Here is a 25,494-nt window from a genome sequence, read left to right as displayed (position 1 = left end):
CGACCTCCTTATGATGGCTAAAGGGCTATGACCCGTGACTACCCCATCTTACTGGAGGCGCTCGTTTTTATGCAAAACGCAAAATTAACGCTCTACAGGAATCCTAACGGGGAGGTGAGTTAAAGATTAACTCCGGGGAACCGTATCATAAGTAGGGCGAAATTCACCGGAGATATTACTAAGTAAGAATGATATTTTTATGGAATATATTAGTGGAAAGATTGCTTCTCTACAGCGATCTTTTTTTATTTTCAGAAAATTATTCTTGACAAAAACTCCTTCATAACTAATACTCAATCTTAGATGTACATACTCTGGAACACAACGATAATCCTTTTGGAGTACAAATGAGGAGTGGTTTTATGAGTTCTTATACAGCGAGTAAAGTTCGTGGAAGTGGAAGGGAATCTTACTCAATTATTTTTAGGCACCCAGTAAGAAAAGACCCTAATGGAAAATTTGGATTAAGAGTTAGACGTGGATTAGGTACTTCAAATGAGGATGATGCACAAAAACTGGTAGATCAAATGAATGAAATTTTATCAGACTCTACGATGTGGGACCTAAGTGCGAAGTCTTTCGCACAAATAAAATATGATTCTAAGATTGTCTCTGCCTTCTATGATTGCATGGAACCAAGAACTGTTGATTATTATAAAATGAGAAATGTATTGCCGTTACCGAGTGCAAAAGATGGGTATACTAGAGTCTTAATTGTTGGAACAACTGGGGCCGGGAAAACTACGCTGCTCAGGCAGCTTATAGGGACAGATACTAAGACAGAAAGATTTCCCTCGACATCTCCAAATAAAACGACAGTATCTGATATTGAAGTGATCTGTTCTAATGGAGATTATGAAGCAATAATTACGTTCTTTGAACAAAGAGAAATTAGGATGCATGTCGAAGATTGTGTGTTGGCTTCTGTTTTTGCTAAAGTAAATGGTCTTAATGAAGACACTGTGGCAATGCGACTGTTAGAACATAGTGAGCAACGCTTTAGGTTTTTCTACGTCTTGGGGAGTCCATTGGTAAATCTAGATGACGAAGACGAAGAAGATGAGATTAAAGAAGATGAAGATCAAAGGCAGTTAGTATCACAAGAAGATCGAAATCATTTTTCGGAAGTAATAAAAGGTTATCTTTTACAAGTTGATAACTTAGCTTCGTTAAGTATAGTTGTGAAAAAGCAACTATTAAAAGACCTTAACCTGCATGCAGAACAGTTAAGTGCAGATGATAGAATGGCTTTTGAGGAGATTTTTGAAGAAGAACTTAGACAGAGTAAGGAATTTCATAGTCTAGTTGATGAAATAGTCGATGAAATGGCATTACGGTTTAAAGGTTTACCTGGAGAAATGGAATTTGACTCAGATGGTTGGCCGACAACTTGGAGACTAGAACCCACACATAACCGCCCATTGTTTATAGAAACTATAAGACGATTCTCAAGCAACTATGCACCATATTTTGGGACTCTTCTCACTCCACTTGTTCAAGGAATGAGAATTAAAGGTCCATTTATTCCGAATGCTAACATCAGTAAATCTGTTCCCAATCTTGTGTTTATTGACGGTCAGGGTTTAGGACATACGACATCAAGTATGAGTAGTTTACCTTCACAAATTAAAAGTCGTATCAGATCAAGTGATGTTGTGCTATTGGTAGATAGTGCTAAAAACCCAATGCAAGCTACTTCGCTTTCAGTTTTAAGAAGCTTGGCAGCTAGTGGTCATATAGATAAGCTAAGAATATGCTTTACTCATCTAGATGAACTAAAGGGTGATAATTTACCGAACAGAAAAGCAAGAATCAACCACGTTAGCGCATCATTAAATCAGGCTATTACTCATGTAAGAGACACCCTTGGTTATGAAGTGGCCATTAATTTGGATACTCGTTTACCTGAAAGATCATACTATGTAGCGAATTTAGATGAACCTTTGGATAAAGACAAGCACACCCGCCAACAACTTGTTGATTTACTGAATGATCTAGAAATGAGTTATCTTATGGAGAAATACTCAAACGCGATACCTTTTTATGATGAAGCCAATTTAGTAATATCTGTACAGAATGCAACTCGTAGATTTTTTGAATTGTGGAAAGGGAGATTAGGATTCCCTAGTGTTTCAAATGAATCTGCTGAGCATTGGACAAGAATAAAAGCTTTGTCAAGACGCTTAGCTCAAACTTATGACAATGGAGAATACGGTAATATGAGGCCCGTTTCAGAGCTTTCTGACTATCTAATGGAGCATATCAGAGTTTTCTTAAATCAGCCACTTAATTGGGTCCCAACCAATGCTTCTGATGATGAAAAGAGGATTTCTGTTGATATCATCTCCAGTGAAATTGATGGTAAATTGTTAGATTTTTCAACTAAAAGAGTTTGGACTGACAGAATGGATATGTGGATTAAATCATATAATCATTCTGGTGGCGGATCTGTTAATAGACGAAAAAATAATATATACCAATTACTTGAGTTAGCAGCTCCAGTTCCAGGTGAGGCTGCGACTGCCTCTTCGCATGAATATTTATTGACTGTTAGGCAGCTAGTCAGAACTTCTATTCTAACCAAGGGTGGGAAGCTGCATCAATAAGCACTGGTATAAAAAATGTATTAGGTTAAGGTAAGTTATCAGATAACAAAACTAAGTCCCTTCCATTTCATCGCGATGGGAGGGACTTTGAACAAGTTAGGGATTCTGAGAACTTATCATTTAATTCAATTAGATTATAATAAATAGTTGCTGTCTGAGTCTAAGGAGTTTCGTAAATAGAAAAAGCCCCTTCCGCCATTTGCTCGGTGGAAGGGGCCCTTTAATAGGTTAATTCGTTAATAGTTAACTATTCTCCAGATTAGTCGACAAATCCTCCCAGTAATGCTACAGAGTAATGTTTATTATAACATTTACAATATCTCCATCAGGGTCAAGAATACAAACGGCATATGCCTCATCCATTTCTGCACTGGCGATCAAGAAGGCTTGGAGAGAAATCGCCGGAATATCGTAACCGAGCGTAAATAGCAATTGTCCATCTAAAATGTTGAACTTTTCGAATGCTCGTTCACCCCCCAAATGCTTCTCCGAAATTTCATCTCCTGCTGCCAACATGACGGCTTCACCTCCGAGGAAGTCAGTCCATTCCAACTCTGGATAGCAGGTTTTAGCCATTCTTAGCAGCAAATTATCGCAAGCAGAAGGTTCATTTAAATCTATTTTCATAAGTTCATTGCTTCTCTGATTTTTAGATAACGATCATAATCGCCTGATGAAGCATTAGCTGATTTTTTGCACAGTAAAAAGCCCCTTCGGCCATGGACTCAGCAGAAGGGGCTACGCTTAAAAAATGCTTTTCTGTTTCATTGTTAAACACAAGCTCAACGTCCTCAATGCGCCGCTTGTCATCCAGTGTTATCTTCTTCACGATTAGGTGGAGAAGCGTCTTTCGCTGCTGAAATGGCGAATGTTGGAGTAGGGCATCGAACTTCGTCATCAATGATTGAACAAGCTCGTAGGTTATGGGATCAGCTTGATCGTCGCGGAGTTCCAACTCCAATTTTGACCGACGAGAAAACTCAATATTCAATTCCTTGTTCAGTACGCTCAACCGACCAGTAAACATATCACGATCCATATCGTCCAATTCGTACAGTCCGAGGTATTTGCGTTTCTTTTCCTCCAGCTTGGCGATACGGGTCTGAACTGATGTCAACTCGTCTCGAAGTGGTTTGATCCGCCCCGAACGTTGTTCATTGACGCTACGGACGATTTTTTTTAATATTTCAGGTTTCACCACCGCTTCACGGATGCGGTCGCTTACCACCTGCTCGGCCTCTTGTTTACGGACGCTGTTGGCATGGCAAACCGAGCTGCCCTGGCTTCGGAACCGTCCGCAGGAGTAATACAAGCGGGTGATCTTCTGACCATCTTTTGTCCTGTTGACCGTGCGGCTGGCAGTCATTGCCGCGCCGCACTCGGGGCAACGAATGAGACCAGTCAGCAGGTATTCACCTTCGAAACGCTTCTTTGGCAGAGAGCTTTTCTTATTTCGCAGCAATCGCACCTTATCCCACAACTCTTCGGCGACAATTGGGGGATGATTACCGTCAACGAGAATAGGTTCAGAACTCTTGCCCTTACGCCTTCTTTCTGCCCAATTCTCGTAACGATTGTAACGGATTTTTCCTACAAACATCGGGTTGTCCAGTAGGTCTCGGATAGCTGTAGTGGAGAAGGTTTTGCCATTTTGGGTTCTGTGACCCCGATGATTCAAGTCGTTGGCAATGGTTTTGAGTCCGTGCCCGGATGCGTAATGCTCAAAAATATAGCGTACGATGGTTGCTTCTTCCTCAGCTATAATGACTTCGGATTTACTTTCCCGTGAATTACCCTTGCCTTCAACAACCTTGTAGCCGAGTGGAACTTTGCCGTTATGAAGCCCCATTTTGGCTCGCTGGCGATGACCCATCTTCACGTTGTCAACAATCGTATTTCGTTCCAGTTCGCCTACAGCACCCATCATTTGAAGGGCGAAGCGTCCTGAAGGAGTGCTGGTATCAAAACTTTCCGAGAAGGAGCGGAACGCGATATTGTTTTTCTCCAACAAGTCTACAATATGAAGCAGATCAATATTTTTTCGAGCCATGCGGTTGAATTTCCACACAATAACCTCGTTAAACTTAGATTCCTCAGCATCCTTTAAAAGCCGCTGAAGCTCGTAGCGTCCTTTGATGCTTTTACCACTAACCCCACGATCTACGTATTCACCGACAATATCCCCACCGTACAATTCCCAGTATTTTCTCAGGGTGTCGAGTTGTGCATCAATGGAATAGCCGTGTTCAGCTTGTTCCTCTGTACTGACGCGGGCGTAAATGGCAACTTTCTTTGGTGATCCTTGATTCATCTCAAATTTTCTCCTTCTTTCATTTTGTTGGAATCTCCAGATTGAGCAATGCTGCCGAGCCTTGAATGACCGCTTGTGTGATGTCTCGATCAGGCGGAAGGATGATTTTTGCAATCATGCTTCGTAACAGCGTTTTTTGATGCTGGGGCGTTGCATGTTGAAGTACAGGTTTAAAGTCAGCAAGCACGCGGCGAATACTACCCAGCGGAATTTTTTGCTCGGGATCCTCAGCAATTTTTTGCTCCAGTTCCTGCAGCGCTTGTTCTAATATAGCTATCTCTCCTTGAAGACTTCCTAGCTTTAGCTTCAACTCCTGACTATCAATATGTCCATCCTCAAAAAGCTCGTAGCAGCGGAGATTCCGTTTTTTTCAATAAGGCAATCTGTTTTTTGATATCATTAACTCGTTCTTGGAAAGTCTCCAGTTTTTTATCGCGTCTATGATTCAGCTTCACCGCCAACTGTTCTACAATGGTAGGCTGGGAAAGAAACCGTTGGACATGCTTGCTTACCCAATCTTCGACTTGATCTGCTCGAACATGATGAGGCCGACAAGCTATACGCCCCCAAGAATTGTATCTGCCACACACATAGTAATGGTTTATAGACCGTGCCCCACTTTTTCGTCTTCGGGAGACATGGGCTGCAACCATGCTGCTTCCACAGGTTGGACATTTCAGCAATCCAGTCAACAGATAAGTATGGGCAATGCACTTCGTAGGCGGGTGGGAGCGGAGAGCCAATTGTTGCTGAGCCTGCTCCCACAGCTCTTCTGAAATAATAGGCTCATGCTCACCGTCCACCGTTTTTTTGTGTTCCGGGGCAGTGCTATCGGTGTAGGCAATCTTGCCGATATAATTCACATTCTTTAAGATGCCTCCTACCGACATGCTTTGAAACATTTTCCCTTTCTTGGTTCGATGTCCGTTTTTGTTCAAGCGATTCATGATAGCCTTCAAGCCGAGACCGCTGGCATACCAAGTAAAAATATCTTGAACCAGCTTAGCTTCATCGGGTATGATCTCTACACGAGAAAGGTCACGGCTTATGGAATGGGGGACCCAGCGGTACCCCAGTACCTGATTGCCGCTGTTCCATCTACCGAGCCTGTTGCGGCGTTGCATGCCGAGACAAACGTTCTGTGCGATCTGCCTCCGTTCATGCTCGGCAACGGAGCCGAGCATCTGGAGCGCAAATTTCCCTATAGGCGTATCGGTTTGAAACTTTTCCGTAAGACTGTAGAGCGTAACGCCATGCTTTTCGAAGAGTTCGGTGATGTGTAGCAAATCCGTCAATTTGCGGGAAAGTCGATTCAGACGAAGGCAGATGACCTGCTGGAAGCTCCCTTTACGAGCGTCCTCTAGCATTTCAGTAAGCGAAGGTCTATCAGTAATGGATTTGCCTGATCGTCCGGCATCGACATAGAGCTTGTAGATTTCTAGCTGTCTTTTCTGGCAGTGATCGTACAAAGCAGCTTTCTGTGCCTCCAGACTAAAACCTTGGACTTGTTCTTCCGTTGATACGCGAATATAGAGAGCGACAGTCTGTTTTTTAACCATGTGCATCACCTTTAAGCCGCTTCTCGCTGCGACTGAGAAGTTAGCTTGTTCGCTTCATTAGCATCTTCGGTTTGAAGATAGTGATAGATCATGTCGGCTAGAATGTCGATGAATAATGTGATGTCATTGTTTTCAGTGAAATCTTCCATTGCAAGGCTCCCCCTGTAGTTCATTTTAGTTGGTAGGTTTGTAACTGCGTTTACATCAAAGCTTTCTCCTTCATGCTAATGAAGTTCCCATGCCCCAGAATAATGTGATCTAGCAGGTCAATGCCCAGCAAGCATCCACTATCTCGCAGCCGCTCGGTCAGTTCCACATCTTCTCGACTTGGGTCAGGCTGACCGGAAGGGTGGTTGTGGCAAGCGATGATGGCGGCTGAGTTGGCCAGGATCGCCAGCTTATACGTCTCTCGTGGATGAACCAGCGAGGCGTTCAGTGTGCCTGTAGACACCGAATGGATAGCAGTCGGTTCATTTTTGGTGTTCAGACAGAGGATGCAGAAGGTTTCCCTGTCGCATTCTCCGATGAATTGACGGAAAAGTTCAGCTGCATCCAGGGGCTTGCGAATCCTTCTTCCAGGGTAAAGGATGGATGAGGCTTCCCTGACCATCCGTAAGCCTAATACCTGAATGCGTTTGGCTGAGGCTGAGTTACTCGCCTTCTTGGGTTTTTGATTGCTCATAGCTCCGTTATCTGCTGTTGGTAAAGTATAGCTACTGTTCATCTATGAATCCCTCCATGATAAATGGTGTTAATTTATATATCATGGTTATATTAAATGAATGAAAAGACAACAAAGACGCCTTTATGCTCTTAAAAGGGAAAACTTGTGTTAATTCAAGTGTTTAGTAAGAATTCCGCGTGAAAATCACGCCAGAATTCCCGTTGATTAGGATAGGAAAGCCTTGATACATAGAGAAGCTTAGGCAAATTTCCCGTTTTCCCGTAAAGTTGCGGATGTACCTCTGTTTTGCATTACAGTTCGGTTGAGTCTGTCTGATCTGGGTTAAGTCGAACACAATATACAGGTACAATTGTTGATTCATCATGAATCTTTCTTTTTCGCTTATAACGATCTCCTTCGGTATCGAGCAGGCCTTTCATTTTCCAATCCTTCAAAATAATTTTGGCATCTTCGAATCCTCCATTTTTCATCCACTGATGAAAAACAGATGGAAGAATAAAGGCATATTGCACACCAGACTTTTTATATATACCACCGAATGTTTTACGGTTATCCAGAATATCTACATCCTTGTGGGAGCCTTTGCTTCTTATGCGCTTTAAGTCGCTGAAATAGGAGCGGTTCATTGCGAATTGCTCGTAGAAGTATTCAAGCGCCTTTATTCCAATATCCCTATCATTGTTTATTGCTTTTTCGTTCTCGATGAGGAGGTTAAGAATATCTGTTAGATTGAAATCAAGCTGAAGGGCTTCTTTGGCGATCTCTCCAGTGACCATGAGAATAGCCAGCTTTTTCGCAATACGTTGTGAAAAGTGCCCCTGCTGAGGCATGGCCTCCATAATACGACTAGTCCAGTCCTTCCACATGTGGACCACTTTAGATGGCCCTTGATCTAAAAGTGCCGTTGCGAATTCTGGACCGGCATGTCCGTAGTTGCGAAGGATGAGATTTTTAATTCGGTCTGCGCTCTCAGCGTCTTTTGTCCAGATGATATGACCAAACTCCAAAATACGCATGAGAATCCCTGTATTATGATTCGTTTTTGAGGTAAGTGCCCGCTCTCCATTAGATACAATGGTTGTACCCCAAGCACCCGATTCTTTTAGTTGAGACTCTTTATCCAGACGGCCCTTCTCTCTTCCTCCAGCAAGGTAGTAAGCAATGGTGGAGAAATCTTCACTGTCGGACATTGATATTTCATCAAGCCCAAAGATTAGACCAAAGTTGCCAACCAGTTTGCTAATGATAGCATTCTGTGTGGACATCCAGGTTTGCATTAGTCCATTCTGATTCGTTTCAGGATAGCCGAATGTAGAAATGGCGAGTGAGGTTGCTGTTGTCTTACCCTGAGTGCTTTTTCCGTAGATATGGAAAATGAGGCTATCAATTTTGGTTACGGAACTGATTAGCCCAACCACTGCTGAGGAAAGCCCGATCAGAATCGCCAATTCGAGGTTCCGGTTTCCCAGTACCCATTTTTCTACAGCCTGTTTCCACTTCGTATAGCTGCCTTTTGGCTGGATCGCTAATGTACCGTTATACGTAGAATTTATCCCAATTGCATTGTAGTGTTTAAAGACCAATTGGTTATCATACTTATACCAGCCCAGCTTTTGGTGAACCTTATATTGATGCGCATTGGCTTCCTCATTTCTTAAATGCTTGATGATCTGTGTAGCATTATGTTCATATACATCTGCCCCAAACTTTGCGAGATCAATGATTTTGTTTCTTTGAAAATCGGCTCGCCTGATCGTCGCTTTTTTTGGTTGTCCATTATATTTAAAAGTTACAGTGAAAGATAGTTCGCCTGTATCTATGTTTTCATATACCGCACTGATCTGAATGGCTTCTGCCACTTTAAACAGGCCTTTCTTTTCACCGCGATCTTCCCATATGAATCCATCCTTCAGAATCATTTCGGGGTAAAAGATATTTTCTTCCTCTGGAGAGTATTCCTGATCTGTATCTGTCATTTTGCTTGCTCCTTCCGATAGCTACTTATTTTTTTGTAGATTCATGTTCTCATGAAAAATGAACGTGAAAACGGGAAGTTTGCTCAAACTCCTTGCTATGACAAGGTTCTTGTTACTAAATTTCTTTGTGAATGGCGGTATTTTCCCGTTTTGGGGACGGGAAAATACCTATAAGAGAGAACTTCTGAGTAGACCATTAGGTTCACCGTTTGCGCCCGAGTCCAGCCGCGTATTGGATTCTTCGAGGTTCCTCAAAATCAGATTCTTCCTCTGGATCATCTTCTTCATCAGAATCATCCCAAGATTCCAGATCTAACTCCTCAGTATCCAGCACTTCATCATCATCCAGCTCATCGCTTTCTTCGATCTCATCTGTTGGTTCGTCATTGCCCGTATCTTCTTCATTCAGATGACGTTCGAGTGCCTCTTTATCTTCATTTTTGAGACTCTCAACCCACGTAACATTTGTATACATGCCTCTGTTTTTGACGGTAATCTTGACGTAATATCCGATGATTTCATGGAGGTCAACATCTTCGGATTCTGTGCCTAGAGCAGCATCAATCAAATAGTCGAGAGCAGTAAAAATGTCAGGATGGTCTACATAGCGGTTGCGAACAATCTCATCATGTAAAGTCTGGAACTCCACATACCAAACCTCTGAATTTTTTTTATCCGGCTCGACTTTGATGATTTTCGCCAGATAGTCTCCGTCATGAATAGATGTTTTCCGACGTTTCTTTGAACGAAAGATCATAAAACTCATTGGTCTCGACTCCTTTATTTATGTTAGGTGGGATAGAAAGAACCCCCAAAGGTTCTTTCTATCCGTTAAAAGATGGGTTGCGTGTTCGTTCCTTGATTAAAGCTCCGTATTGGTCAGGATGAATGAAAGGCTTCGCAACTCCATACCATGCTTGTTAAAGAGTTGCATGAAAGGCGGGCAGAGCAACTCTCGGATATTGGTGACAATATCGGATATGGTTTCTGCATAAGGCCCTTCAGGAGACATGCAGAGCAAGGTCAGGAAGCCATTCTGTTCTGAGCATTCCAGTACCTGAAACTTTTGGTTGATCAGATTTATAATTGCTGTTGCTGTCGTATTCGAAGGAATAGTCAATTCAGCACGGGTGAATGGCATAAACAAAGCACTAGATTCAGATGGAATAGGTTGCTTATGCAACTGGACATCAAATTTAAGTGGTTGGGGTAACTGTTGCCTAACCTGATATTCTAGCCACTCTACTTTGCCATCCTGGATGTAGTCCATGATCGGTGCCTCACTCTCCCCTTGTGGGGCTTGGGGGTCAGAATTACCTATCCCCGTAATCTCCATAAACTTTTTGGGTAGGAAATAGCGCTCATAGAAGAATTCCTCCCAGCCTCTACCGTCAGTGATAACAGAAAAGCTTACCCCGCTAACCATAAGGCCAAATTCATTGTTGAAGTAATGGATGACATTCTTCTTAATCATTTCTTTATTTTCGTCCCCTAAATCCATGATATTAATGGGCATAGGCGGAAACCAGAGAACATTAAGTTCTGATTCGCAATTAGTGGTTACAAGGCGATTTCCGAAGAGCGGCGTCTCAAGTCGATTACGGGCCTCCGCAATCAATAGTAACCCCTCAACTGAAGAGAAGGGTTTATTATCAATCCCGCTAATTACCAGAAAAATATTGTCCAAATATTCTTTCTGAAGAAACTGGTCATAATCAGAAGAAAGAGACTTGTAAATGCTGAGGCCAGGCTGTACTCCCGTGTTTTTGAGTTCTTGAATGAACAAAGACTGACTATCGGCATGGTTATGATCTAGTTTTAAAAACAGTTGCCAGAGATCATAGTTCTCCAAGAATTTTGTTGCAAGGGATTCGTTTGTCATGAATAAAACCTCCATATGAATAATTGTCTGCCTCAGGGCAGCGGTTGGTGTCTGGAAATGACTACTCGGTCGGAGCGTATGATTTCCAGCGTTATTTAGTTTTCAAGGAACATAGGATTTCAGCCAACTCTTAGTGTTGAGATGAGTGAAGAAATCTTATGAACTAATCTTAAATGGAGCGATAATCGAAAAAAATGTACATTTACATGCGAAATATCCATTTACGTACACAAACAAATGTTCTTGTTTTTGGACGTAAAAAAGGCAGCCGATTGGCTGCCTAATGTACTTACTCGTTTCCTTTTTGGTTATACCATTCTTCTTCGTTCATTTTCCGTATTACACCAGATATTTTCTTCATGGTTCGTTGAACTTCATTTCTGTAGAACTCGGCATACATTGTGGTTCGATCTTCGGGAACCTTCTCAGCTATGTATGTGAAGTCATTCATTAATTGTTCAACAACTTCCATTTTCAGTTGGTGGGCAATGATGAGGCGAACATCCGATGAATTATAAAAGATATCCTGAAAATATGCATAGTCGTCGATGTTGGCTGCTAATTTTGCATAATCCACGTGGTCAATAGTGTCTTTGGTATGAATCAGGTCTTTGGCGTATTCGGTGATCTTCTTGTAATCCTGATCTTTGAAAGGCAGCCCTGAATTATAGATGGATATATTACGAATCAAGAGCATGATTGCAGTTTTTTGGTTTGCAGGTATACGGAAAGGTGTATTCTCTCCTGTACGGTACTCTTCTACATTTTTACCTAAAAGTGAACAAGCTTCTTTAAAATTCTCAAGAGTATTGCGATAGGCACGGTCTTCAGTGATGTCAGGAAAAATCTCTTTAGAAAGCGATCGAAGCGAGTAATACTCTTTGGGTACATCGCTTTTTTTTGAGGTTGAATAATGGGTGCTTCTGTTATATGGGTTTTGCTCCAAGTTGTATTCTCTCCTTTCAGATGTACGTTTATCATATCAAGAAAATAGGCCCAAAGTCATGCGGGGTACAATTATTGGGCTTCTATGATCCTACGTGCCGCACGCCGAGCATCTCGGCGTTATACAAAAATATAATATACATTTATTTCCTTATTTGTCCACGAGGTATGTTGATGATGAAATAATTGGCTTATGTAGATACTTTGGGACACAGTGGTCGCAGTTTTAATTAGAAAAAAAGAAGCTACCTTATACTCGGCAGCTTCTTTCCACAACATTATTCGTAATCAGCCAATCCCAAATAGTGCAGGGATATGATATTTTCAAAGCCAGACATAAATCCGATCTTGTCCTGGTGCTTCACGCTTTGCGTAGCGTATTCAACCTTGGCATCATGGAAGCTCTGCAATCTCGTCTTACCTTCGTTCAGACCAGCGTAATAGTGATAGATGAAGTAATAAGGATTGTTTTCCTGTAGCATCTCATATGTGGCTGGAACATAATCATACAACCACTGTCCGTCTGAGTTTTGCTCTACTGTCGCCCAAATGTAATTGTTAAGCCCAGTGTTGGATGCAGAGACCGTCTGTACGATGGGGTTAATCATGTTACCCTTTGTCATACCATGATGAATCATGTTGTCTGTGTCGAACTTATTCGCGGGATGCATTCCCCAAAAGAAGGCAGTGTAATAGTTAGCAGTCAGTTCATTGTTGATGTTTGCACGGTTCATGAAATACTCTTTGCCCTGCTTCGCCCCTTCGTTGTCTACAGGACTGCTCACCATGAGATTGATCGACCCCTCTTATTCTCTGCAATCAGGCTTTTATTCAGCTCCTTCGTGTAGGTACGAAGCTCTGTCTTCTCAAACAGGTTAAACTCTGACTTCAAACGATTAATGAAAAAGGCGCCGTCATTTTGGGCCAGGCCATCTTGAACATTGCTTGCAACAGACAAAACAACGGTAGGGACTGACTTCTCGGCAACCTGATTACGGTAGTCATCATACCGATCTATGTATCCGGCGATTTCACCTTTCGTCAGGGGCAGACGGGATACAGGCCATTCAGGTTTGAAACTCAAAGATATGCTTTTCTCAAACACATCGAAGATAGCAACGTCCGTGTTCAGGTAGATGCTATTGTTCTTGAAGGTGGAGTAAAAGAAGTCGCTAAGAAACTTTGTTTCCTGATTAAATTCAACCCCGTTCCATCGTTCAGTAGCAGGAATAACTTGGACCTTATGAACGTAGGAGAAGGCAGGAACATCGTCTCCCATTCCAAAAATCTGCACACCCGCTACGCTACCGCCAAGCAACTTCTGCTTGGCTTTTAGTGCATCGTACAACTGCGGTGCGGTGCTGTAGGCGGTGGAATCAAAAAGCATATTACGGCTGTCTCTGAACTTGTTTACGTACAACTTGATTGCCGCCAGGTCAGCATCCGTTACCTTTTTGCTATTGTAGATAAAATAGTAGACTCCCTCTGGAGCGGTGGCACCAGTGCCGATGGCAACTTGCTTGCTTTTGTCATCCCATTTGACTGCGGAACCAAAGCTCTCTGCGACAAAACGAGTCGGAACGAAGACTCTGCCGTTAATCTTGGTGGCAGGAGCGTCCAGTTGAACGGTCTTCTCGTTTACGGTAGCGGCTGCTGCCTTCCTTGGTGCCGGTGATGGTCTGAGATTTGTAGTCCCAGCCTACCTCAGCGCCCAGACTTTCAAAAATGGCGCGAAGCGGCACCATGACACGCCCGTTGATCTTCTGGGGGGCAACATCGAAGTAGATGGGGCGGCTGTCGATGGAGACGGTAATATCTGAGCTTGCTGCGCTGGCTTTGGTGAAACTGGGGAAAGAGAGTATGGTTAGAGTGATTATTACTAAAATGATCGTAAATCCGTTATATCTTTTCACATTGAATGACCTCCTGTAGGTATGCAGTATGTTTAGCTGTATTTTGCTTGTATGAGCTGATGATATGTAGATTCTGCCTCTTGTTGTGAAACAGTTCTCATTAATAGATGTGTCTCTGCTTCAAAGACACGAATTTGTTCAGGCAGGAAGCACAACCCGCTTGCAGTCATTAATAAATATCCCAAGGCTTGTTTCTCAGTTAATTGTAATGCTGCAAGTTGCTGTAGCCGACTTTTATCCACCACGGTATTAGGGTTAGCACGCAGTATACGCCTCTTGGAGAAAAACCACTGAAGTAATGCTTTAAAGCCGCTTTTGTTCTGGTAAAGCAGATCTACTCGGGTTTCGAATATAGGTTCAACTTGTTGAGGCATGTATCTAGTCATGTTGTCTGCCGTTTTTAAGATGAGATGCAGAGCGATTGTACGCTCTATGCCCGCGATGCTTTCAAGAGACATTTTCGCTACATAGCCAAGAAACGCATCGGCAGTAATGATATTATCGTTGAGGGGCAATTCTTTTAACATTTGGAATTTCATAAGGCTACCCCATTTCGTAAATATTACTGAATGTGATTTGTTTGACTTTCCTCATAGTTCTTTGATCTTCGTTTCCCTACTGCAATTAAAATAGAAATAATTATAACAACGCCAATGATCCATCCATAGTAATTTGCAATGAATGAGAAGAGCCAAGTCACAACGGCAGCGGCAGCTAACATGCAGCAGAGAAAGACAAAGAAGAATCCCTTAATTCCAAAGTAAGTAACGTGGAATATTTTGTTGATGATGATGAAAAATACGATGGCAATAATAAACATGGCAATGGTTTGAGCAGTGTCCATCTTGAATCCACCTTTCAAAAAGTGTATTGACTGCTTGGAGTTATAGTTAGTGCTAATTAGAAGTACCTATTGAAAAATGCTCAATGAATTTATTTGTATTTGTCGCGGAACACCTCACACTCGTTATAAATGTTGCGTATCTAAAGATACGACCAAAAATTATGTAACACATCTATAAATACGATAATATCATGTAAATGGTATTCTTGGTAGTTGGTTCTTATAGGCGTCTCTCTCTTACGCTTATCATGAGGTGATAAACTCATGGTTCATAAAGCCAAGAGCGATCAAGAAGCCGCTGAAGTATTTGTTAAATTAGTAGGAGAGAAGATTAGGGAGCTACGTACAGGAAAAGGCTTGTCACAAGAAAGGCTGGGTGAGCTTGCGGAACTTAACTCCAATTACATTGGTCAGATCGAGCGGGGCGAAAAAAGCATCTCGGTCTACACTTTGAAAAAGATCGCCAATGGCTTATCTCTTTCGCTGGAAGAATTGTTTCGGAAAATAGACCCTGCTAACCATACAGACGCACTGGAAGAAATTATTGTCCTGGTACAGGAAAGGCCTGTTCAGGAGCATGATAAGGCTCTTGCTGTGTTGCGAGCAGCTCTTGATTGGAAAGAAGGATCGAATTAGAGTGGGCAGCTTTAGCCTGCTCTCATTCCATTATTCATTAATATATTTGGAGTTCACTTTTACTACAACATCCATGTTCTTCTTATGAAAACTCATATCCCGCGTGGACTGATTGGCTTGCTGTGTAAATTCCTCAGCTATGTCAGGTTCATCAAAAATGAAGTAATCCCTGTCTTTCTGTTTTCCGAGCATGGCAATAAAGGCATAATTATAGCTACCCGGATTGCAGATGCCGCCGCTACCGAGAGGAATCAAACTCATGATATCCTGAACGGTGAGTTGCTCGGGATTTTCAGGCTGACTATCCAGTGCAAGTAGTAGGCATGCAAATAGACGGTCTGCATTTGCTCTTTCAGTAATTAGGTTCAGATTAAATCGTTTGCTACTCGCCATTTTCCAGTCCAGCTCCGTTATGATTGGTTCGGGTTGATTTGGTGTACTTTCAGCCACTTTGCTGAGGATATCCCGGTATCCATAGGCAAACAAAAAGCGGCTGAGCTTTAAGGAAGCCCGGTCGCCAAGGATGGATTGTGTCTTGGGTAGGAGTTGACGATAAAATTCACTGTATTGCTCTAAAGATGCAGCCACATCTTCAAGCTCTACGCAACCATTTGCTAGCTCAGCTTCTTTGAGCAGGTCGTTCATGCCTTTGACGCGGTGGGAGTCCGCAAGCTCGATCTGCTCGGAACACAGAAGATGAGTAAGAAAGGCGACCGTATTGAAGGTATATTCCCCTTCTCCAAGCAAGTCTGTCCAGTAGGAGATGACAAATGGCAGTTCAGGTTTGTAATGCTCCACAAAGTTTTTCCAATTGCTGATAACGGTCAGATGTAGCTTTTTATATGGATAGGGAATACTCTGCTGCTGCCATTTTCCGCAAGACCATGACAGGGCAGCACGTAGTGTATGGGCTTCGATGGCGGCAGGATCAGTGAACTGTTGCCTCCAGACCTCTAATGGCTCAACAGGATACTTGGCAAAGGGAAAGCGGCTAAGGTGTTGTTCATGATGCGTTTTCACAAGTGCAGCAAGTGATTTTTTCTTGGTGTCAGTCAGTTGCAGGGACATTTGAAGAACGCTCCTTTTGGCGGTTTAATGGGCATCATCTGCGTTGGCGAGGAGCCATTGCTCCGTCTCAGTAGAATGGATACCTTGTAATGTAAAGAACGTCATGCTGCACTCGTTGTCCAGCATGACGTAAATTTTATAGAGGGCTTGTTCCCCATCAAAAGTATATCGTTCGATGTATTCAGGGTAATACCTACCTGCCGAGCATGAGAAGGATGTTTGATCGTGTCGAATGGGAGAAAGTTGATCGGTGGTTTCCAGAATGAAGAACCATTGACCGGGCGGTGGGAAGGCTTCATCTTCAATTGTAGAGCGAAGTTTTTGCATGTAATCGTGGATGAATGTAAGGCAATCGTTAGGAAGTGCGGTTTTCTGGAGTAGGGTTGCGAATTGTGTATCAGATGTGAGGTCAACCACTTTCCTGATCCCTCCTGATCGCAGTTGACTTGTGGGCTATATTTCCGTAGTGGGGATGGTCGTTAGCTTTGGCTGCTGCAAGAGCTTCAGGCGAAACATAGAATGGTTCAGCCAATTCCGATACCCAGCCCAGCGCGAACTCAATGGGACTTCCTTCGATAGCTGGAGGGCCATCTGCCCAATCCTTCTCCAGACTGAATTGGATGCTGTCCTCACCCATCGTTACAAACAAATCTGTGCCGTCATAATAAGGGTTTACTGTGTCTTCTTCCTGAAACGTAAGAGCGACCCGTACTTGGTGTACGGGCCGCTTTTTTTTGTGGATTTGGATTGGGGCTTCTGAAATAGCTAGGAAATGAATATCGCCTTTGGGATTGAATGCTTTTTCTAGCATCGATAATAGATAATTATGTTTTTCGTTCATACTATACCTCCATCTATGTATTCATAGGTATGATATATAAATTAAAGATTATTTATAACCTTTTTACGGTATTTAAATTCTTAAATTATATAAATATTGCAGTTAATAAAGATATTTTCGTATATATTTTTATTTAATGCGAAAAAGTTATGAATAAAGGTGAAGATGAGTGCAGAATTGATTTAAAGTACATAGTCAGTATAAAAGAGTTGTTCCCTTAGAGAAGGACAGTCAGATGAAAAAATATGTGAAAAAAATGTTTCTTAAACGCCGATCACATAAGTCTCTATCTCCCATAAAAGCAATTGTTAAATGACGTGGGACTGGTACAATAGACTTACGAATAAGTAGAATCACTTATTTGGAGGGGATTGTTTGGAGAGTAAAGACGAGTTTATTTATAAAGTCTATATAGATATCAAAACAGTCAATGATTGGCTTGTTACAGAAAATATTTTATCAGTGGTCGAGTGTCTTGAATATAATCAAATTGGAGTACTGGATTTTTCAAGCCTAAATAGTTTAAATCCATACGGAGTAATGATGTTATTAACAATTAACCGAAGAATTTATGAGATAACAGGCAAAGAGATAAAATTTATTAATATTAGAGCTAAAACTTTAATTTACTTGGAGAAGGTAGGCTTTTTTAAAACAGATTTATTCGATGCTGACATTGAATTAGATACTATAATATGGGATGAATTAGAACATGAAGTATTTAACGAAGCTTGTAACAATCTTGAGAGGATTAAAACTCTTGAAGAGAAGCGTTTGGTCATTGAAAAAATTCGTAGTGCACTTGAAGTATGGCTTCCTGAAGAAAAGTACAGAATGTTACGTAGTCAAGCAATTTCTGTATTTATGGAAATTACTGCCAACGCTCTTGAGCATAGTAGAAATTCTAATAAGATGGGCGAATGCTTTGTTATGTTGCAAAAATATGAAGAGAAAAATGCAATGGAGATATATATAGTAATAGCTGATTTTGGAATTGGCATACGAAAGCATCTCACCAATAAATATGGTGAAACTTATAAGGATGACTGTTCTTATATCAGAGAAGCATTGAGCGGTCAGAGCGGTAGAAAAGAAGAAGGAGGTGGATTTGGACTGCAGTCTATACAAAATATAATAGCTAACAATAGGGGTTCTTTTATTGTTCGTTCAAATAAGGGTTTAGTTGAAATTAAAGAACAAATAGTTGATTTTGAAGGAACTCAGGAAACAGCTGGTACACAGGTTGGAATTATTCTCCGCAAATGAGCTTGACAATTCTATATAAAGGAAATACTATATATCTATAGTCTTCATCATTATTTGGTGAAGAGGTAAGGGGAAGGAATGTGTTATGCAAATTGACACAATAGATATTGTAATATTAGATATCTCAAAAGAATTGAATTTATCGACTGGAGATATACTCTCATATCGACCAGATGGAAAAAAAATAAGGGAGCGAATTATCGAGAAAATTTCTAATTTAAATAATCTTTGTTACATTAATTTGAGCTTCAAAGGAATTGAAATATGTGATATTTCAGTTGTGGATGAGGTTATTTTAGAAATTATGATTTATTTTAGAAATAATATCTCGAATTCTGTAATATATTTATCTAATATCTTTGACTATGTTTATGATAGCATAGAGGCTGCACAATTACTGAAAGAAAAAAAGTTATCTTTTCAAGCAAAAGAAAAAATAAAATTGCCATTGTTGGTTTATAATCAAATAAAGGGGTTAGAAATTCTAGGTGATGTAGATACGGTTTTAGAAGAGGCTTTCAATATTATTAAAAGTAATAAAGTTGTGACCGCAAGAGAAATCTCGGCATTAAAAGATATAGCAATAAATAGCGCAAGTAATAGGTTGAAAAAATTATATGATTATGGACTTGTATTTCGTAATAGTTCTTATGATGAGACTGGAAAGTATTACGAGTATATTCTTCCAGAAATTATTAGCTCTCCGTAGGAGGGCTAATAAAAAAATAACTCTTCACATATTTTTGATGAACACTAATTAAAAGGAGTCGTGAATATATTATGAAGCTTACTATCTATTCTCACAATTTCGGTTCGCAAGCAATCACCAAGGAGGTATTAAATCCTTTAGTAGAAAGACTTTCCGCTATTGATTTTAAGTTTAGAGGCAACACCGCTACAGAACTCCGGGAAAACATTTTAGATGCTTTAATTCAGTTAGGATGGTCAGACCAAGTCAAAGTAGAAAGAGATTTAAATATAACCATTACCTCCATGAATAATAAAGTTGGTTTATGCCTGCAGTTAGGGAATATGGCCAGATTTTACGCCGATTTATTAAAGTTAGAAGTACTTCATCAAAAGAATACAGCAGAATGTGCCATTTATATTTTACCCAAAAAAGAAGCAGCTAAAAAACTGGGGTCAAATATAGCTCAATTTGAAAGAATGACTGAGGAATTGAAGGTCTTCAAACACATTATCACTATACCAATAGCCGTTATTGGAATTGAAGAGGAGGAGTAAAAAGTGAGTACAACAACAATGGTTTTAGGATATCCTTATCCAAAAAGAAAAGAAATTCTAAAAGGTTTTCATGAGACTAATTTTAAATATCGTAGACCATTAAAATTCAAAAATAATGTTGACTTGTTAAATGTTTTTGAAGTTTCAATTGATATGCCCAAATATAGATTAGCTAATGGAAGAACACAAGCAGCCCAAGAAGAGTTTTTAGCTAGTCATAAGGGAAATCCCAAGAACTTCTTTGAGATGGATTTAGAATCAGAAGAAAAGCACCGGATTCAACATGATATATTGAAAACAATGCTAAAAGACAAGTCTATTGACTTACTTGAATATTTTAAAAAGGCTAAGCAAGAAGAGCCTATTATCATTGATGATGATGGTTTTGTAATTAACGGAAATAGACGTCTTTGCGCATTGAGAGAACTATATTACTCAAATCCTGAAAAATATGTTCGCTTCAAAAGTATAGATGTGTTACTGCTGCCTCCCTGTGAAGAAATAGATAAAGATGAGTTAGAAGCCAATTTACAAATTAAACAGGACATAAAGGCAGACTACAGTTGGATTTCCCAGGCATGTATGTTTAGGAAAAGACAGCGTGATTATAGCTATACAGATAAACAACTAGCGACATTATACGATAAAAAAGAGGCTGAAGTTAGGGAATTGCTCGATATGTTAGGTTACGCGGACGAATATTTAGAGAGCCGAAACCTAGACAAACGATATGATGAAGTAGAGAAGAAACAGTTTGGATTTAAACAAATCAGAAAGTTTAATGAAGAAAACAAACAAAGTGATATTTCAGAGAAAGATATATTCAAAAATGTGACCTATTTCATGCTAGATGAAAATGCAGATGAACTAGGTTTAGGGAGATTATATTCAGTTATTAATGACCTAAATAAATATTTTGATAATGTAGAAGAAGCATTAATAAAAGAACTTCCCTTGGATAAATATGAAATTGATGAACAATATGATGAGCAGATAAATCTTTTTGATAGTATTGCTGATGACTCTGATGAGAAGAAAATCCTAAAGAAGTTAGCGATGGCTGTAAACGATCAACAGAATAGAGAAGACGTTGTCGATACTGTAAAAGATGTAATTGAGAAGTGTCGTATTCTTGAAAATGATAATAAGAGTGCCAAATTCGTAATAAAGCAAATAGGAAAAGCCCAGTCTTTTTTAGTAGATGCACTTAATCATTTCGATGAAGAGACCGAACTAGAAGGTATAAAAGAACAGCTAGATTCGGTCAGTCGATTGATTCAACAATTGAGGAGGAAGGTTGAATAGTTGTGCTAAGTATAAAGTACAAAGAAGAATATCAACAGGTAGAATTATCGGTTGATGACGTCACCTTTGCCTGGATAGAAATAAGAAGAATATGCCAAGAATTGTCAAATGAAATAGAAGTCACATCAAACTCTATTGTAATTCCATGGTGGGAATTTTTGTCCTTGAAAGATAATCTTAGGTTCATATTCAGTAAATATAAAGTTAAATTAAACATAGATGAACAAGCCCAAACAATATTAAAAAAGTCCTTAGGAAAACAGAATACCTACCAAGCGGGGAGCAATATGCTCCCAATAGATAAGGAAAGTATAATTTCCACTCTTGAATCCGAGGGTTTTTCTCGTCTTTTGACGGAGCATCAAATTGAAAACCTTACAAAGTTATGTAAGTTCTCATCAGCTGCAAGTTTTTCTGTTCCAGGTGCTGGGAAAACCACTGAAGCACTTGCCTACTACTTCTTTAAGAAAAATAGTAAATCGAAACTTTTTATAGTAGCACCGAAAAATGCTTTTGCTGCCTGGGAGCAGCAGTTGGTTCTTTGTGTTGACAATCCACCTAAGATTTTTCGTCTTCGCGGTGGTTATCAAAATATTAAAGATTTACTGAAAAAGGAACCGGAAATAATGATGATAACATATCAACAGCTACCCGGGGTTTTAGATTTAGTTGGAAAGTACTTAAGTAAAAATGAGTTTTTTATGTTTGTAGATGAGAGTCATCGAATGAAAAGAGGCAGCAAGGGGAGGATAGGGAGCTCCATTCTCAATCTATCTCATCTACCTGAGAACAAGTTGATTTTATCAGGAACCCCTATGCCCAATACTATTGATGATCTTATCCCTCAGTTTAACTTTTTGTATCCTGAAATAAACGTTAACCAGAAAAATGTTGTTGATTTAATACAACCTATTTATGTGCGGACAACAAAGGAACAATTAAATTTACCGAAAAAGAAAATATCAATAGTACAAATTCCAATGACTGCTCGACAAAGAAGATTATATGAACTTTTAAGATCAGAAACAGCTCGGGAAGCCGAAATCATTTTAAAAGCACGTGATCGTATTGAGTTGCGTGCAATAGGAAGAAGTGTTTTAAGACTTATTCAATTAACATCCAATCCTGCATTATTAGCTAAAACTAGCTTTAGTTACCATGAGATATTAAGAGATGTTCTTTCAGAAGGAGACAGTCCTAAGGTAAGATATGTATGTGAAAGAGCAAGAAGGCTAGCCAGTGAGAACAATAAGGTGTTAATATGGTCAAGTTTTGTTGAAAATGTAGAGCTTATAGCATTAAGACTGAGTGATTTGGGTGCAGATTTTATACACGGTGGAGTGGACTCAGGAGAAGAAGAAGATTCTGATACAAGAGAGTATAAAATCAATCAATTTCACAATGATCCCAATGCTCGAATTCTTGTGGCGAATCCTGCTGCAGCAAGTGAAGGGATAAGTCTTCATGAGGCGTGTAATCATGCTATTTATTTGGACAGAAATTATAATGCGGCACAATTTTTACAATCAATGGATAGAATTCATAGATACGGATCCACAAAGGAAGCCGAAATTGAAATTGTTACATGTGCAGATACCATTGATGAATCTGTGGACAGAAGATTGAATCAGAAAATAAACTTAATGGCTGAAGTCTTAAATGATTCTTCATTAAAAATCGAAGTTGAGTATTCAGATGAAGAATATGGTGAAGAAGGCCTTAACGAGCAGGATATTGATGACTTACTTAACCATCTACAAGGGAAAGAGGTGGAAAGTAAATGAGCCTGTCAGTTGGCATTCTTTATTCTTCACAATCTTTTCTGGAACTAGTAAAAGAAAATGAACTCAGTGGGGCTGATTTCCCTAATATATTCACCAAATTTGTTGTGGCCGATGCAAGAGCTGTTTTAAACACTGCACTTGAATGCAAATGGGTTATTCTCAAAGAAAATAATCTTTTGAAAATAACAACAAAAGGAGATTTAATATTAAATGCAATGCAGCCATATGAAAAATTAAGAATTCAAATAGCCGATATAATTGAAGTTACCAAACCTTCTTGGGCTCCACTTCTTTGTTATGGTCGTTTGGAGGCTGTCAAGTATTTTTCTGAAGAAGTGTTCCAATGTTTTAAGGAAGCGTACTTGTTAGAAGGATATGAACAGAAAGTAATTGAATGGTGGGATAAACTCGCCATTATTTCAAAAGGATTATTTGAAGACGTGAGATTGGAAATTGGAAGAAAAGGAGAGACGCTTTCTAGACAGTACGAAAAACTCAGAATAGGGGTGTATCCACATTGGCAGGCAGTTGAGTCGAATTTCAGTGGATATGACTTATTATCACAAATTAATGAGAAAGATAATGAAAAGCTAAAAATCGAAGTTAAGGCTTCTACTTCTAAAACAGAAAATATATCTATTACAATAACAAAATTAGAATGGGATGTAGCGAAAACATCAGAAAAAAATTATGTATTTCATATTTGGGTATTTTATCCGAAACGAGAACTCTTTGTTTTAACTCAAAAAGATATGAGTACTCATATTCCTATTAATCAAGGAAATGGAGTATGGGAGTCTGTAGAGATTTTTTTTAGTCGAGAGAATTTAAAACAATATAAAAGTAATGATATATTTTAATTAGATAACAGGGGGAGTATAATGCCTAAAATTGTAATCGCTGATGAGTATGAACACATGCGGGGGAAAACAATATTAAAAGCAGCATATCCAGAACTGTTTGAGGAGATTCTATGGGTGCTTCAAGACACAAATATCCCTATGCCAAGTAAAACAAGTAGAGAAAAAACCAAATCAGAGGCTTTGGTTTTTTCAGGTAAAGATTTTAATAAACCATTATCAGCTTCGTTTAAATCCAGGGAATGGAAAAAAAGAAAAATAAGGTTTACTGAAAAAGATCGTTATGGGATTGAAGTTGATTTTACAAAGGGCTTAGTTGGCATTGAAGTCCAATTTGGTAAATACTCTTTTGTTCATCATGATTTCAACAAGTTTCTCTATCTATTTAAAAATAAAGAAAATCCAATAGATGTAGGAGTTGAGATAGTTCCGGTAAAAAAGCTTCAAAAACAGTTTTATACTGGACCAGCTTCCTTTGAATCAGTGATTGCTTCTTTGAAGAGTCTTCAAAGGAATGATCCACCTGTGCCTCTTTGGATAATAGGAATTGATTTGGAAGATTAAAAATCGGCTATTGCTTATGCAATAGCCAGAAATTTTATTTAATAAAGGGATTAGTAGTTAGTGAAGTACCAGCAGGTGGAGTATAAACAGGTTTATCTTCCCTGACTTTAAGTAGACCAGCTGCAGCTAAAGAGATTCTATCGACAGCGATACTATAATACTTTTGGTTTGTCTCACAGCCAGCAGTACGACGATTGTTTAATAACGCTGATGCTTGAGTACTAGCAACGCCCATAAAAGGATCAAACACAAGATCATTTTCGTTACTCATTGATTGAACGAGACGATTGACAAGAGCAACGGGAAATTGACATGGATGTTCAGTTTTTTCAATGTGATTACTGTTTACATTGGGAATTTCCCAGACATCGGATGGATTTTTTCCTAAAGGATTACTAGAATAATTGCCTTGTTTTTCTCCTTTATAGGCTTTCTTGCCCGGATACTTCTGTGGAACTCTAACAGGATCTAAATTAAAGATATAGTCATCTGTTTTTGTAAACCACATTATGGTTTCATAGCGACCTGAGAATCTAGTAGAAGCATGAAGACCATGGCCAAAGTGCCAAACAATTCGATTTCTTAATTGCATACCTCTTGATTTGAAAGAATGGTACAAATATATATCTAGAGGGTAAATTTCATTTTTATTTTTTTTCTCTACGTAATTGCCGACTTGCCAGCATATACTTCCAGACGGTTTAAGTTTCCTAATACACAAGTCAATAATGCTATCTTGCCATTGCAAATACTCTTCAAAAGGTTGAATACTTTCATACTCTTTTCCTACATTATATGGTGGAGAGGTTACAATCAACTGAATACTTTCATTAGGCATAGATTCTAAAAACTGTAAACAATCACCTTGGTACAAAGTAACTCGGTTTTCTTCGGAAAATCTTTGAGGATAATTAGTATCAGCAGTCTCCCTAATAATAAAAGGGTTCATTATCACAGACATGTTACACCTCCAGTGGAATGCTATAGTGATATTTAAACTGGCGTAATAAATTAATATAACACAAATTGGCTTAAAAATAAATGGAAATCAACAATCGCGAGCTATCGCTCTCCTTAACCGTAATAATAATTTTACTACAAATTTCGAAAAAGATCTAGTCATTATACACAAATATAGTGGACCTTTTACGAGTTAAATTATGCCTATTTATTTTCCGAGCTCCAGTTGTTTAAACCATTGTCT

The 25,494-nt window shown here is 39.6% G+C and carries 28 protein-coding genes; 9 read left to right on the top strand and 19 right to left on the bottom strand.

Features of this window, described 5'->3' with window-relative positions:
• The first annotated feature begins 362 nt into the window (after window positions 1-362).
• Window positions 363-2,606 (top strand): Rab family GTPase, encoded by a 2,244-nt coding sequence (locus AC50X8_RS31525; protein WP_494883549.1) that lies wholly within the window; start codon window positions 363-365, stop codon window positions 2,604-2,606.
• Window positions 2,607-2,891: 285 nt separating this feature from the next.
• Here AC50X8_RS31525 and AC50X8_RS31520 read toward each other — a convergent pair whose 3' ends face one another.
• The 15 genes from AC50X8_RS31520 to AC50X8_RS31450 form a co-directional block, all read right to left on the bottom strand.
• On the bottom strand, window positions 2,892-3,233 hold the full coding sequence (locus AC50X8_RS31520) for a hypothetical protein (protein ID WP_494883547.1): 342 nt from the start codon (window positions 3,231-3,233) through the stop codon (window positions 2,892-2,894).
• Between the two features lie 22 nt (window positions 3,234-3,255).
• Window positions 3,256-4,917 carry a recombinase family protein gene (locus tag AC50X8_RS31515; protein WP_494883545.1) on the bottom strand — a complete coding sequence of 554 codons (1,662 nt, stop codon included), beginning with the start codon at window positions 4,915-4,917 and terminating at the stop codon, window positions 3,256-3,258.
• 19 nt (window positions 4,918-4,936) lie between these two features.
• Complete coding sequence (locus AC50X8_RS31510) at window positions 4,937-5,227, bottom strand: hypothetical protein (RefSeq protein WP_494883543.1); 291 nt, start codon at window positions 5,225-5,227, stop codon at window positions 4,937-4,939.
• A gap of 25 nt (window positions 5,228-5,252) precedes the next feature.
• The gene (locus AC50X8_RS31505) at window positions 5,253-6,476 is read right to left on the bottom strand and encodes a recombinase family protein (RefSeq protein WP_494883541.1); all 1,224 of its coding nucleotides are present in this window, start codon (window positions 6,474-6,476) and stop codon (window positions 5,253-5,255) included.
• Window positions 6,477-6,487: 11 nt separating this feature from the next.
• Window positions 6,488-6,625, bottom strand: a complete 138-nt coding sequence (locus tag AC50X8_RS31500; RefSeq protein ID WP_494883539.1) for a hypothetical protein — start codon at window positions 6,623-6,625, stop codon at window positions 6,488-6,490.
• A 50-nt stretch (window positions 6,626-6,675) separates the two neighbouring features.
• Window positions 6,676-7,158 (bottom strand): JAB domain-containing protein, encoded by a 483-nt coding sequence (locus AC50X8_RS31495; protein ID WP_494883553.1) that lies wholly within the window; start codon window positions 7,156-7,158, stop codon window positions 6,676-6,678.
• 293 nt (window positions 7,159-7,451) lie between these two features.
• Window positions 7,452-9,137 (bottom strand): DUF927 domain-containing protein, encoded by a 1,686-nt coding sequence (locus AC50X8_RS31490; protein WP_494883537.1) that lies wholly within the window; start codon window positions 9,135-9,137, stop codon window positions 7,452-7,454.
• A gap of 202 nt (window positions 9,138-9,339) precedes the next feature.
• Entirely contained in the window at window positions 9,340-9,903 is a 564-nt protein-coding gene (locus AC50X8_RS31485) for a hypothetical protein (RefSeq protein ID WP_494883535.1), read from the bottom strand.
• 96 nt (window positions 9,904-9,999) lie between these two features.
• Entirely contained in the window at window positions 10,000-11,019 is a 1,020-nt protein-coding gene (locus tag AC50X8_RS31480) for a hypothetical protein (RefSeq protein WP_494883533.1), read from the bottom strand.
• A 289-nt stretch (window positions 11,020-11,308) separates the two neighbouring features.
• The gene (locus AC50X8_RS31475) at window positions 11,309-11,965 is read right to left on the bottom strand and encodes a hypothetical protein (RefSeq protein ID WP_494883531.1); all 657 of its coding nucleotides are present in this window, start codon (window positions 11,963-11,965) and stop codon (window positions 11,309-11,311) included.
• Between the two features lie 277 nt (window positions 11,966-12,242).
• The gene (locus AC50X8_RS31470; RefSeq protein WP_494883529.1) at window positions 12,243-12,752 is read right to left on the bottom strand and encodes a hypothetical protein; all 510 of its coding nucleotides are present in this window, start codon (window positions 12,750-12,752) and stop codon (window positions 12,243-12,245) included.
• The gene (locus tag AC50X8_RS31465; RefSeq protein ID WP_494883527.1) at window positions 12,746-13,384 is read right to left on the bottom strand and encodes a hypothetical protein; all 639 of its coding nucleotides are present in this window, start codon (window positions 13,382-13,384) and stop codon (window positions 12,746-12,748) included. Before AC50X8_RS31465 ends, AC50X8_RS31470 begins: the two co-directional genes overlap by 7 nt.
• 175 nt (window positions 13,385-13,559) lie before the next feature.
• Window positions 13,560-13,877: a copper amine oxidase N-terminal domain-containing protein gene (locus AC50X8_RS31460; protein WP_494883525.1), complete on the bottom strand. Its 318-nt coding sequence runs from the start codon at window positions 13,875-13,877 to the stop codon at window positions 13,560-13,562.
• Between the two features lie 32 nt (window positions 13,878-13,909).
• Window positions 13,910-14,416 (bottom strand): hypothetical protein, encoded by a 507-nt coding sequence (locus AC50X8_RS31455; protein WP_494883523.1) that lies wholly within the window; start codon window positions 14,414-14,416, stop codon window positions 13,910-13,912.
• Window positions 14,417-14,439: 23 nt separating this feature from the next.
• Window positions 14,440-14,721 (bottom strand): hypothetical protein, encoded by a 282-nt coding sequence (locus tag AC50X8_RS31450; protein ID WP_494883521.1) that lies wholly within the window; start codon window positions 14,719-14,721, stop codon window positions 14,440-14,442.
• Window positions 14,722-14,985: 264 nt separating this feature from the next.
• On the opposite strand from AC50X8_RS31450, the gene AC50X8_RS31445 reads away from it, so the two are divergent.
• Entirely contained in the window at window positions 14,986-15,357 is a 372-nt protein-coding gene (locus AC50X8_RS31445) for a helix-turn-helix domain-containing protein (protein ID WP_494883519.1), read from the top strand.
• 30 nt (window positions 15,358-15,387) lie between these two features.
• Here AC50X8_RS31445 and AC50X8_RS31440 read toward each other — a convergent pair whose 3' ends face one another.
• Genes AC50X8_RS31440 through AC50X8_RS31430 form a run of 3 tightly spaced genes read right to left on the bottom strand, consistent with a single transcriptional unit; the run spans window position 15,388 to window position 17,266 of the window.
• The gene (locus tag AC50X8_RS31440) at window positions 15,388-16,425 is read right to left on the bottom strand and encodes a hypothetical protein (RefSeq protein ID WP_494883517.1); all 1,038 of its coding nucleotides are present in this window, start codon (window positions 16,423-16,425) and stop codon (window positions 15,388-15,390) included.
• Between the two features lie 24 nt (window positions 16,426-16,449).
• Complete coding sequence (locus AC50X8_RS31435; protein ID WP_494883515.1) at window positions 16,450-16,842, bottom strand: hypothetical protein; 393 nt, start codon at window positions 16,840-16,842, stop codon at window positions 16,450-16,452.
• A complete protein-coding gene (locus tag AC50X8_RS31430) occupies window positions 16,835-17,266 on the bottom strand; it encodes a hypothetical protein (protein WP_494883513.1) in 432 nt (143 codons plus the stop codon). The genes AC50X8_RS31435 and AC50X8_RS31430 overlap by 8 nt, the downstream gene beginning before the upstream one ends.
• 375 nt (window positions 17,267-17,641) lie before the next feature.
• On the opposite strand from AC50X8_RS31430, the gene AC50X8_RS31425 reads away from it, so the two are divergent.
• The 7 genes from AC50X8_RS31425 (at window position 17,642) to AC50X8_RS31395 (ending at window position 24,290) form a co-directional block, all read left to right on the top strand.
• Complete coding sequence (locus AC50X8_RS31425) at window positions 17,642-18,532, top strand: ATP-binding protein (RefSeq protein WP_494883511.1); 891 nt, start codon at window positions 17,642-17,644, stop codon at window positions 18,530-18,532.
• An 85-nt stretch (window positions 18,533-18,617) separates the two neighbouring features.
• Window positions 18,618-19,241 carry a hypothetical protein gene (locus AC50X8_RS31420; RefSeq protein WP_494883508.1) on the top strand — a complete coding sequence of 208 codons (624 nt, stop codon included), beginning with the start codon at window positions 18,618-18,620 and terminating at the stop codon, window positions 19,239-19,241.
• A 71-nt stretch (window positions 19,242-19,312) separates the two neighbouring features.
• Window positions 19,313-19,777: a BglII/BstYI family type II restriction endonuclease gene (locus AC50X8_RS31415; RefSeq protein ID WP_494883503.1), complete on the top strand. Its 465-nt coding sequence runs from the start codon at window positions 19,313-19,315 to the stop codon at window positions 19,775-19,777.
• 3 nt (window positions 19,778-19,780) lie between these two features.
• Window positions 19,781-21,082, top strand: a complete 1,302-nt coding sequence (locus AC50X8_RS31410; protein WP_494883501.1) for a hypothetical protein — start codon at window positions 19,781-19,783, stop codon at window positions 21,080-21,082.
• A 2-nt stretch (window positions 21,083-21,084) separates the two neighbouring features.
• On the top strand, window positions 21,085-22,866 hold the full coding sequence (locus tag AC50X8_RS31405; RefSeq protein WP_494883499.1) for a DEAD/DEAH box helicase: 1,782 nt from the start codon (window positions 21,085-21,087) through the stop codon (window positions 22,864-22,866).
• A complete protein-coding gene (locus tag AC50X8_RS31400; protein WP_494883497.1) occupies window positions 22,863-23,726 on the top strand; it encodes a protein NO VEIN domain-containing protein in 864 nt (287 codons plus the stop codon). Before AC50X8_RS31405 ends, AC50X8_RS31400 begins: the two co-directional genes overlap by 4 nt.
• Window positions 23,727-23,747: 21 nt before the next feature.
• The gene (locus tag AC50X8_RS31395) at window positions 23,748-24,290 is read left to right on the top strand and encodes a BglII/BstYI family type II restriction endonuclease (protein WP_494883495.1); all 543 of its coding nucleotides are present in this window, start codon (window positions 23,748-23,750) and stop codon (window positions 24,288-24,290) included.
• A 34-nt stretch (window positions 24,291-24,324) separates the two neighbouring features.
• Here AC50X8_RS31395 and AC50X8_RS31390 read toward each other — a convergent pair whose 3' ends face one another.
• Window positions 24,325-25,251: a DNA-methyltransferase gene (locus AC50X8_RS31390; protein ID WP_494883493.1), complete on the bottom strand. Its 927-nt coding sequence runs from the start codon at window positions 25,249-25,251 to the stop codon at window positions 24,325-24,327.
• Window positions 25,252-25,494 lie beyond the last annotated feature (243 nt).

Source organism: Paenibacillus sp. JT22N15 (assembly GCF_059383755.1).
This window is presented reverse-complemented; position numbering and strand designations above follow the sequence as displayed.

Bases quoted from the DNA above. Each gene is read 5' to 3' on its own strand.
- AC50X8_RS31525 (WP_494883549.1), top strand. From the start codon at position 363: ATGAGTTCTTATACAGCGAGTAAAGTTCGTGGAAGTGGAAGGGAATCT.
- AC50X8_RS31500 (WP_494883539.1), bottom strand. From the start codon at position 6,625: ATGGAAGATTTCACTGAAAACAATGACATCACATTATTCATCGACATT.
- AC50X8_RS31480 (WP_494883533.1), bottom strand. From the start codon at position 11,019: ATGACAAACGAATCCCTTGCAACAAAATTCTTGGAGAACTATGATCTC.
- AC50X8_RS31390 (WP_494883493.1), bottom strand. From the start codon at position 25,251: ATGTCTGTGATAATGAACCCTTTTATTATTAGGGAGACTGCTGATACT.
- AC50X8_RS31495 (WP_494883553.1), bottom strand. From the start codon at position 7,158: ATGAGCAATCAAAAACCCAAGAAGGCGAGTAACTCAGCCTCAGCCAAA.
- AC50X8_RS31395 (WP_494883495.1), top strand. From the start codon at position 23,748: ATGCCTAAAATTGTAATCGCTGATGAGTATGAACACATGCGGGGGAAA.
- AC50X8_RS31485 (WP_494883535.1), bottom strand. From the start codon at position 9,903: ATGAGTTTTATGATCTTTCGTTCAAAGAAACGTCGGAAAACATCTATT.
- AC50X8_RS31520 (WP_494883547.1), bottom strand. From the start codon at position 3,233: ATGAAAATAGATTTAAATGAACCTTCTGCTTGCGATAATTTGCTGCTA.
- AC50X8_RS31415 (WP_494883503.1), top strand. From the start codon at position 19,313: ATGAAGCTTACTATCTATTCTCACAATTTCGGTTCGCAAGCAATCACC.
- AC50X8_RS31400 (WP_494883497.1), top strand. From the start codon at position 22,863: ATGAGCCTGTCAGTTGGCATTCTTTATTCTTCACAATCTTTTCTGGAA.
- AC50X8_RS31430 (WP_494883513.1), bottom strand. From the start codon at position 17,266: ATGAACGAAAAACATAATTATCTATTATCGATGCTAGAAAAAGCATTC.
- AC50X8_RS31440 (WP_494883517.1), bottom strand. From the start codon at position 16,425: ATGTCCCTGCAACTGACTGACACCAAGAAAAAATCACTTGCTGCACTT.
- AC50X8_RS31515 (WP_494883545.1), bottom strand. From the start codon at position 4,917: ATGAATCAAGGATCACCAAAGAAAGTTGCCATTTACGCCCGCGTCAGT.
- AC50X8_RS31445 (WP_494883519.1), top strand. From the start codon at position 14,986: ATGGTTCATAAAGCCAAGAGCGATCAAGAAGCCGCTGAAGTATTTGTT.
- AC50X8_RS31455 (WP_494883523.1), bottom strand. From the start codon at position 14,416: ATGAAATTCCAAATGTTAAAAGAATTGCCCCTCAACGATAATATCATT.
- AC50X8_RS31505 (WP_494883541.1), bottom strand. From the start codon at position 6,476: ATGGTTAAAAAACAGACTGTCGCTCTCTATATTCGCGTATCAACGGAA.
- AC50X8_RS31490 (WP_494883537.1), bottom strand. From the start codon at position 9,137: ATGACAGATACAGATCAGGAATACTCTCCAGAGGAAGAAAATATCTTT.
- AC50X8_RS31470 (WP_494883529.1), bottom strand. From the start codon at position 12,752: ATGGTGAGCAGTCCTGTAGACAACGAAGGGGCGAAGCAGGGCAAAGAG.
- AC50X8_RS31450 (WP_494883521.1), bottom strand. From the start codon at position 14,721: ATGGACACTGCTCAAACCATTGCCATGTTTATTATTGCCATCGTATTT.
- AC50X8_RS31420 (WP_494883508.1), top strand. From the start codon at position 18,618: ATGCAAATTGACACAATAGATATTGTAATATTAGATATCTCAAAAGAA.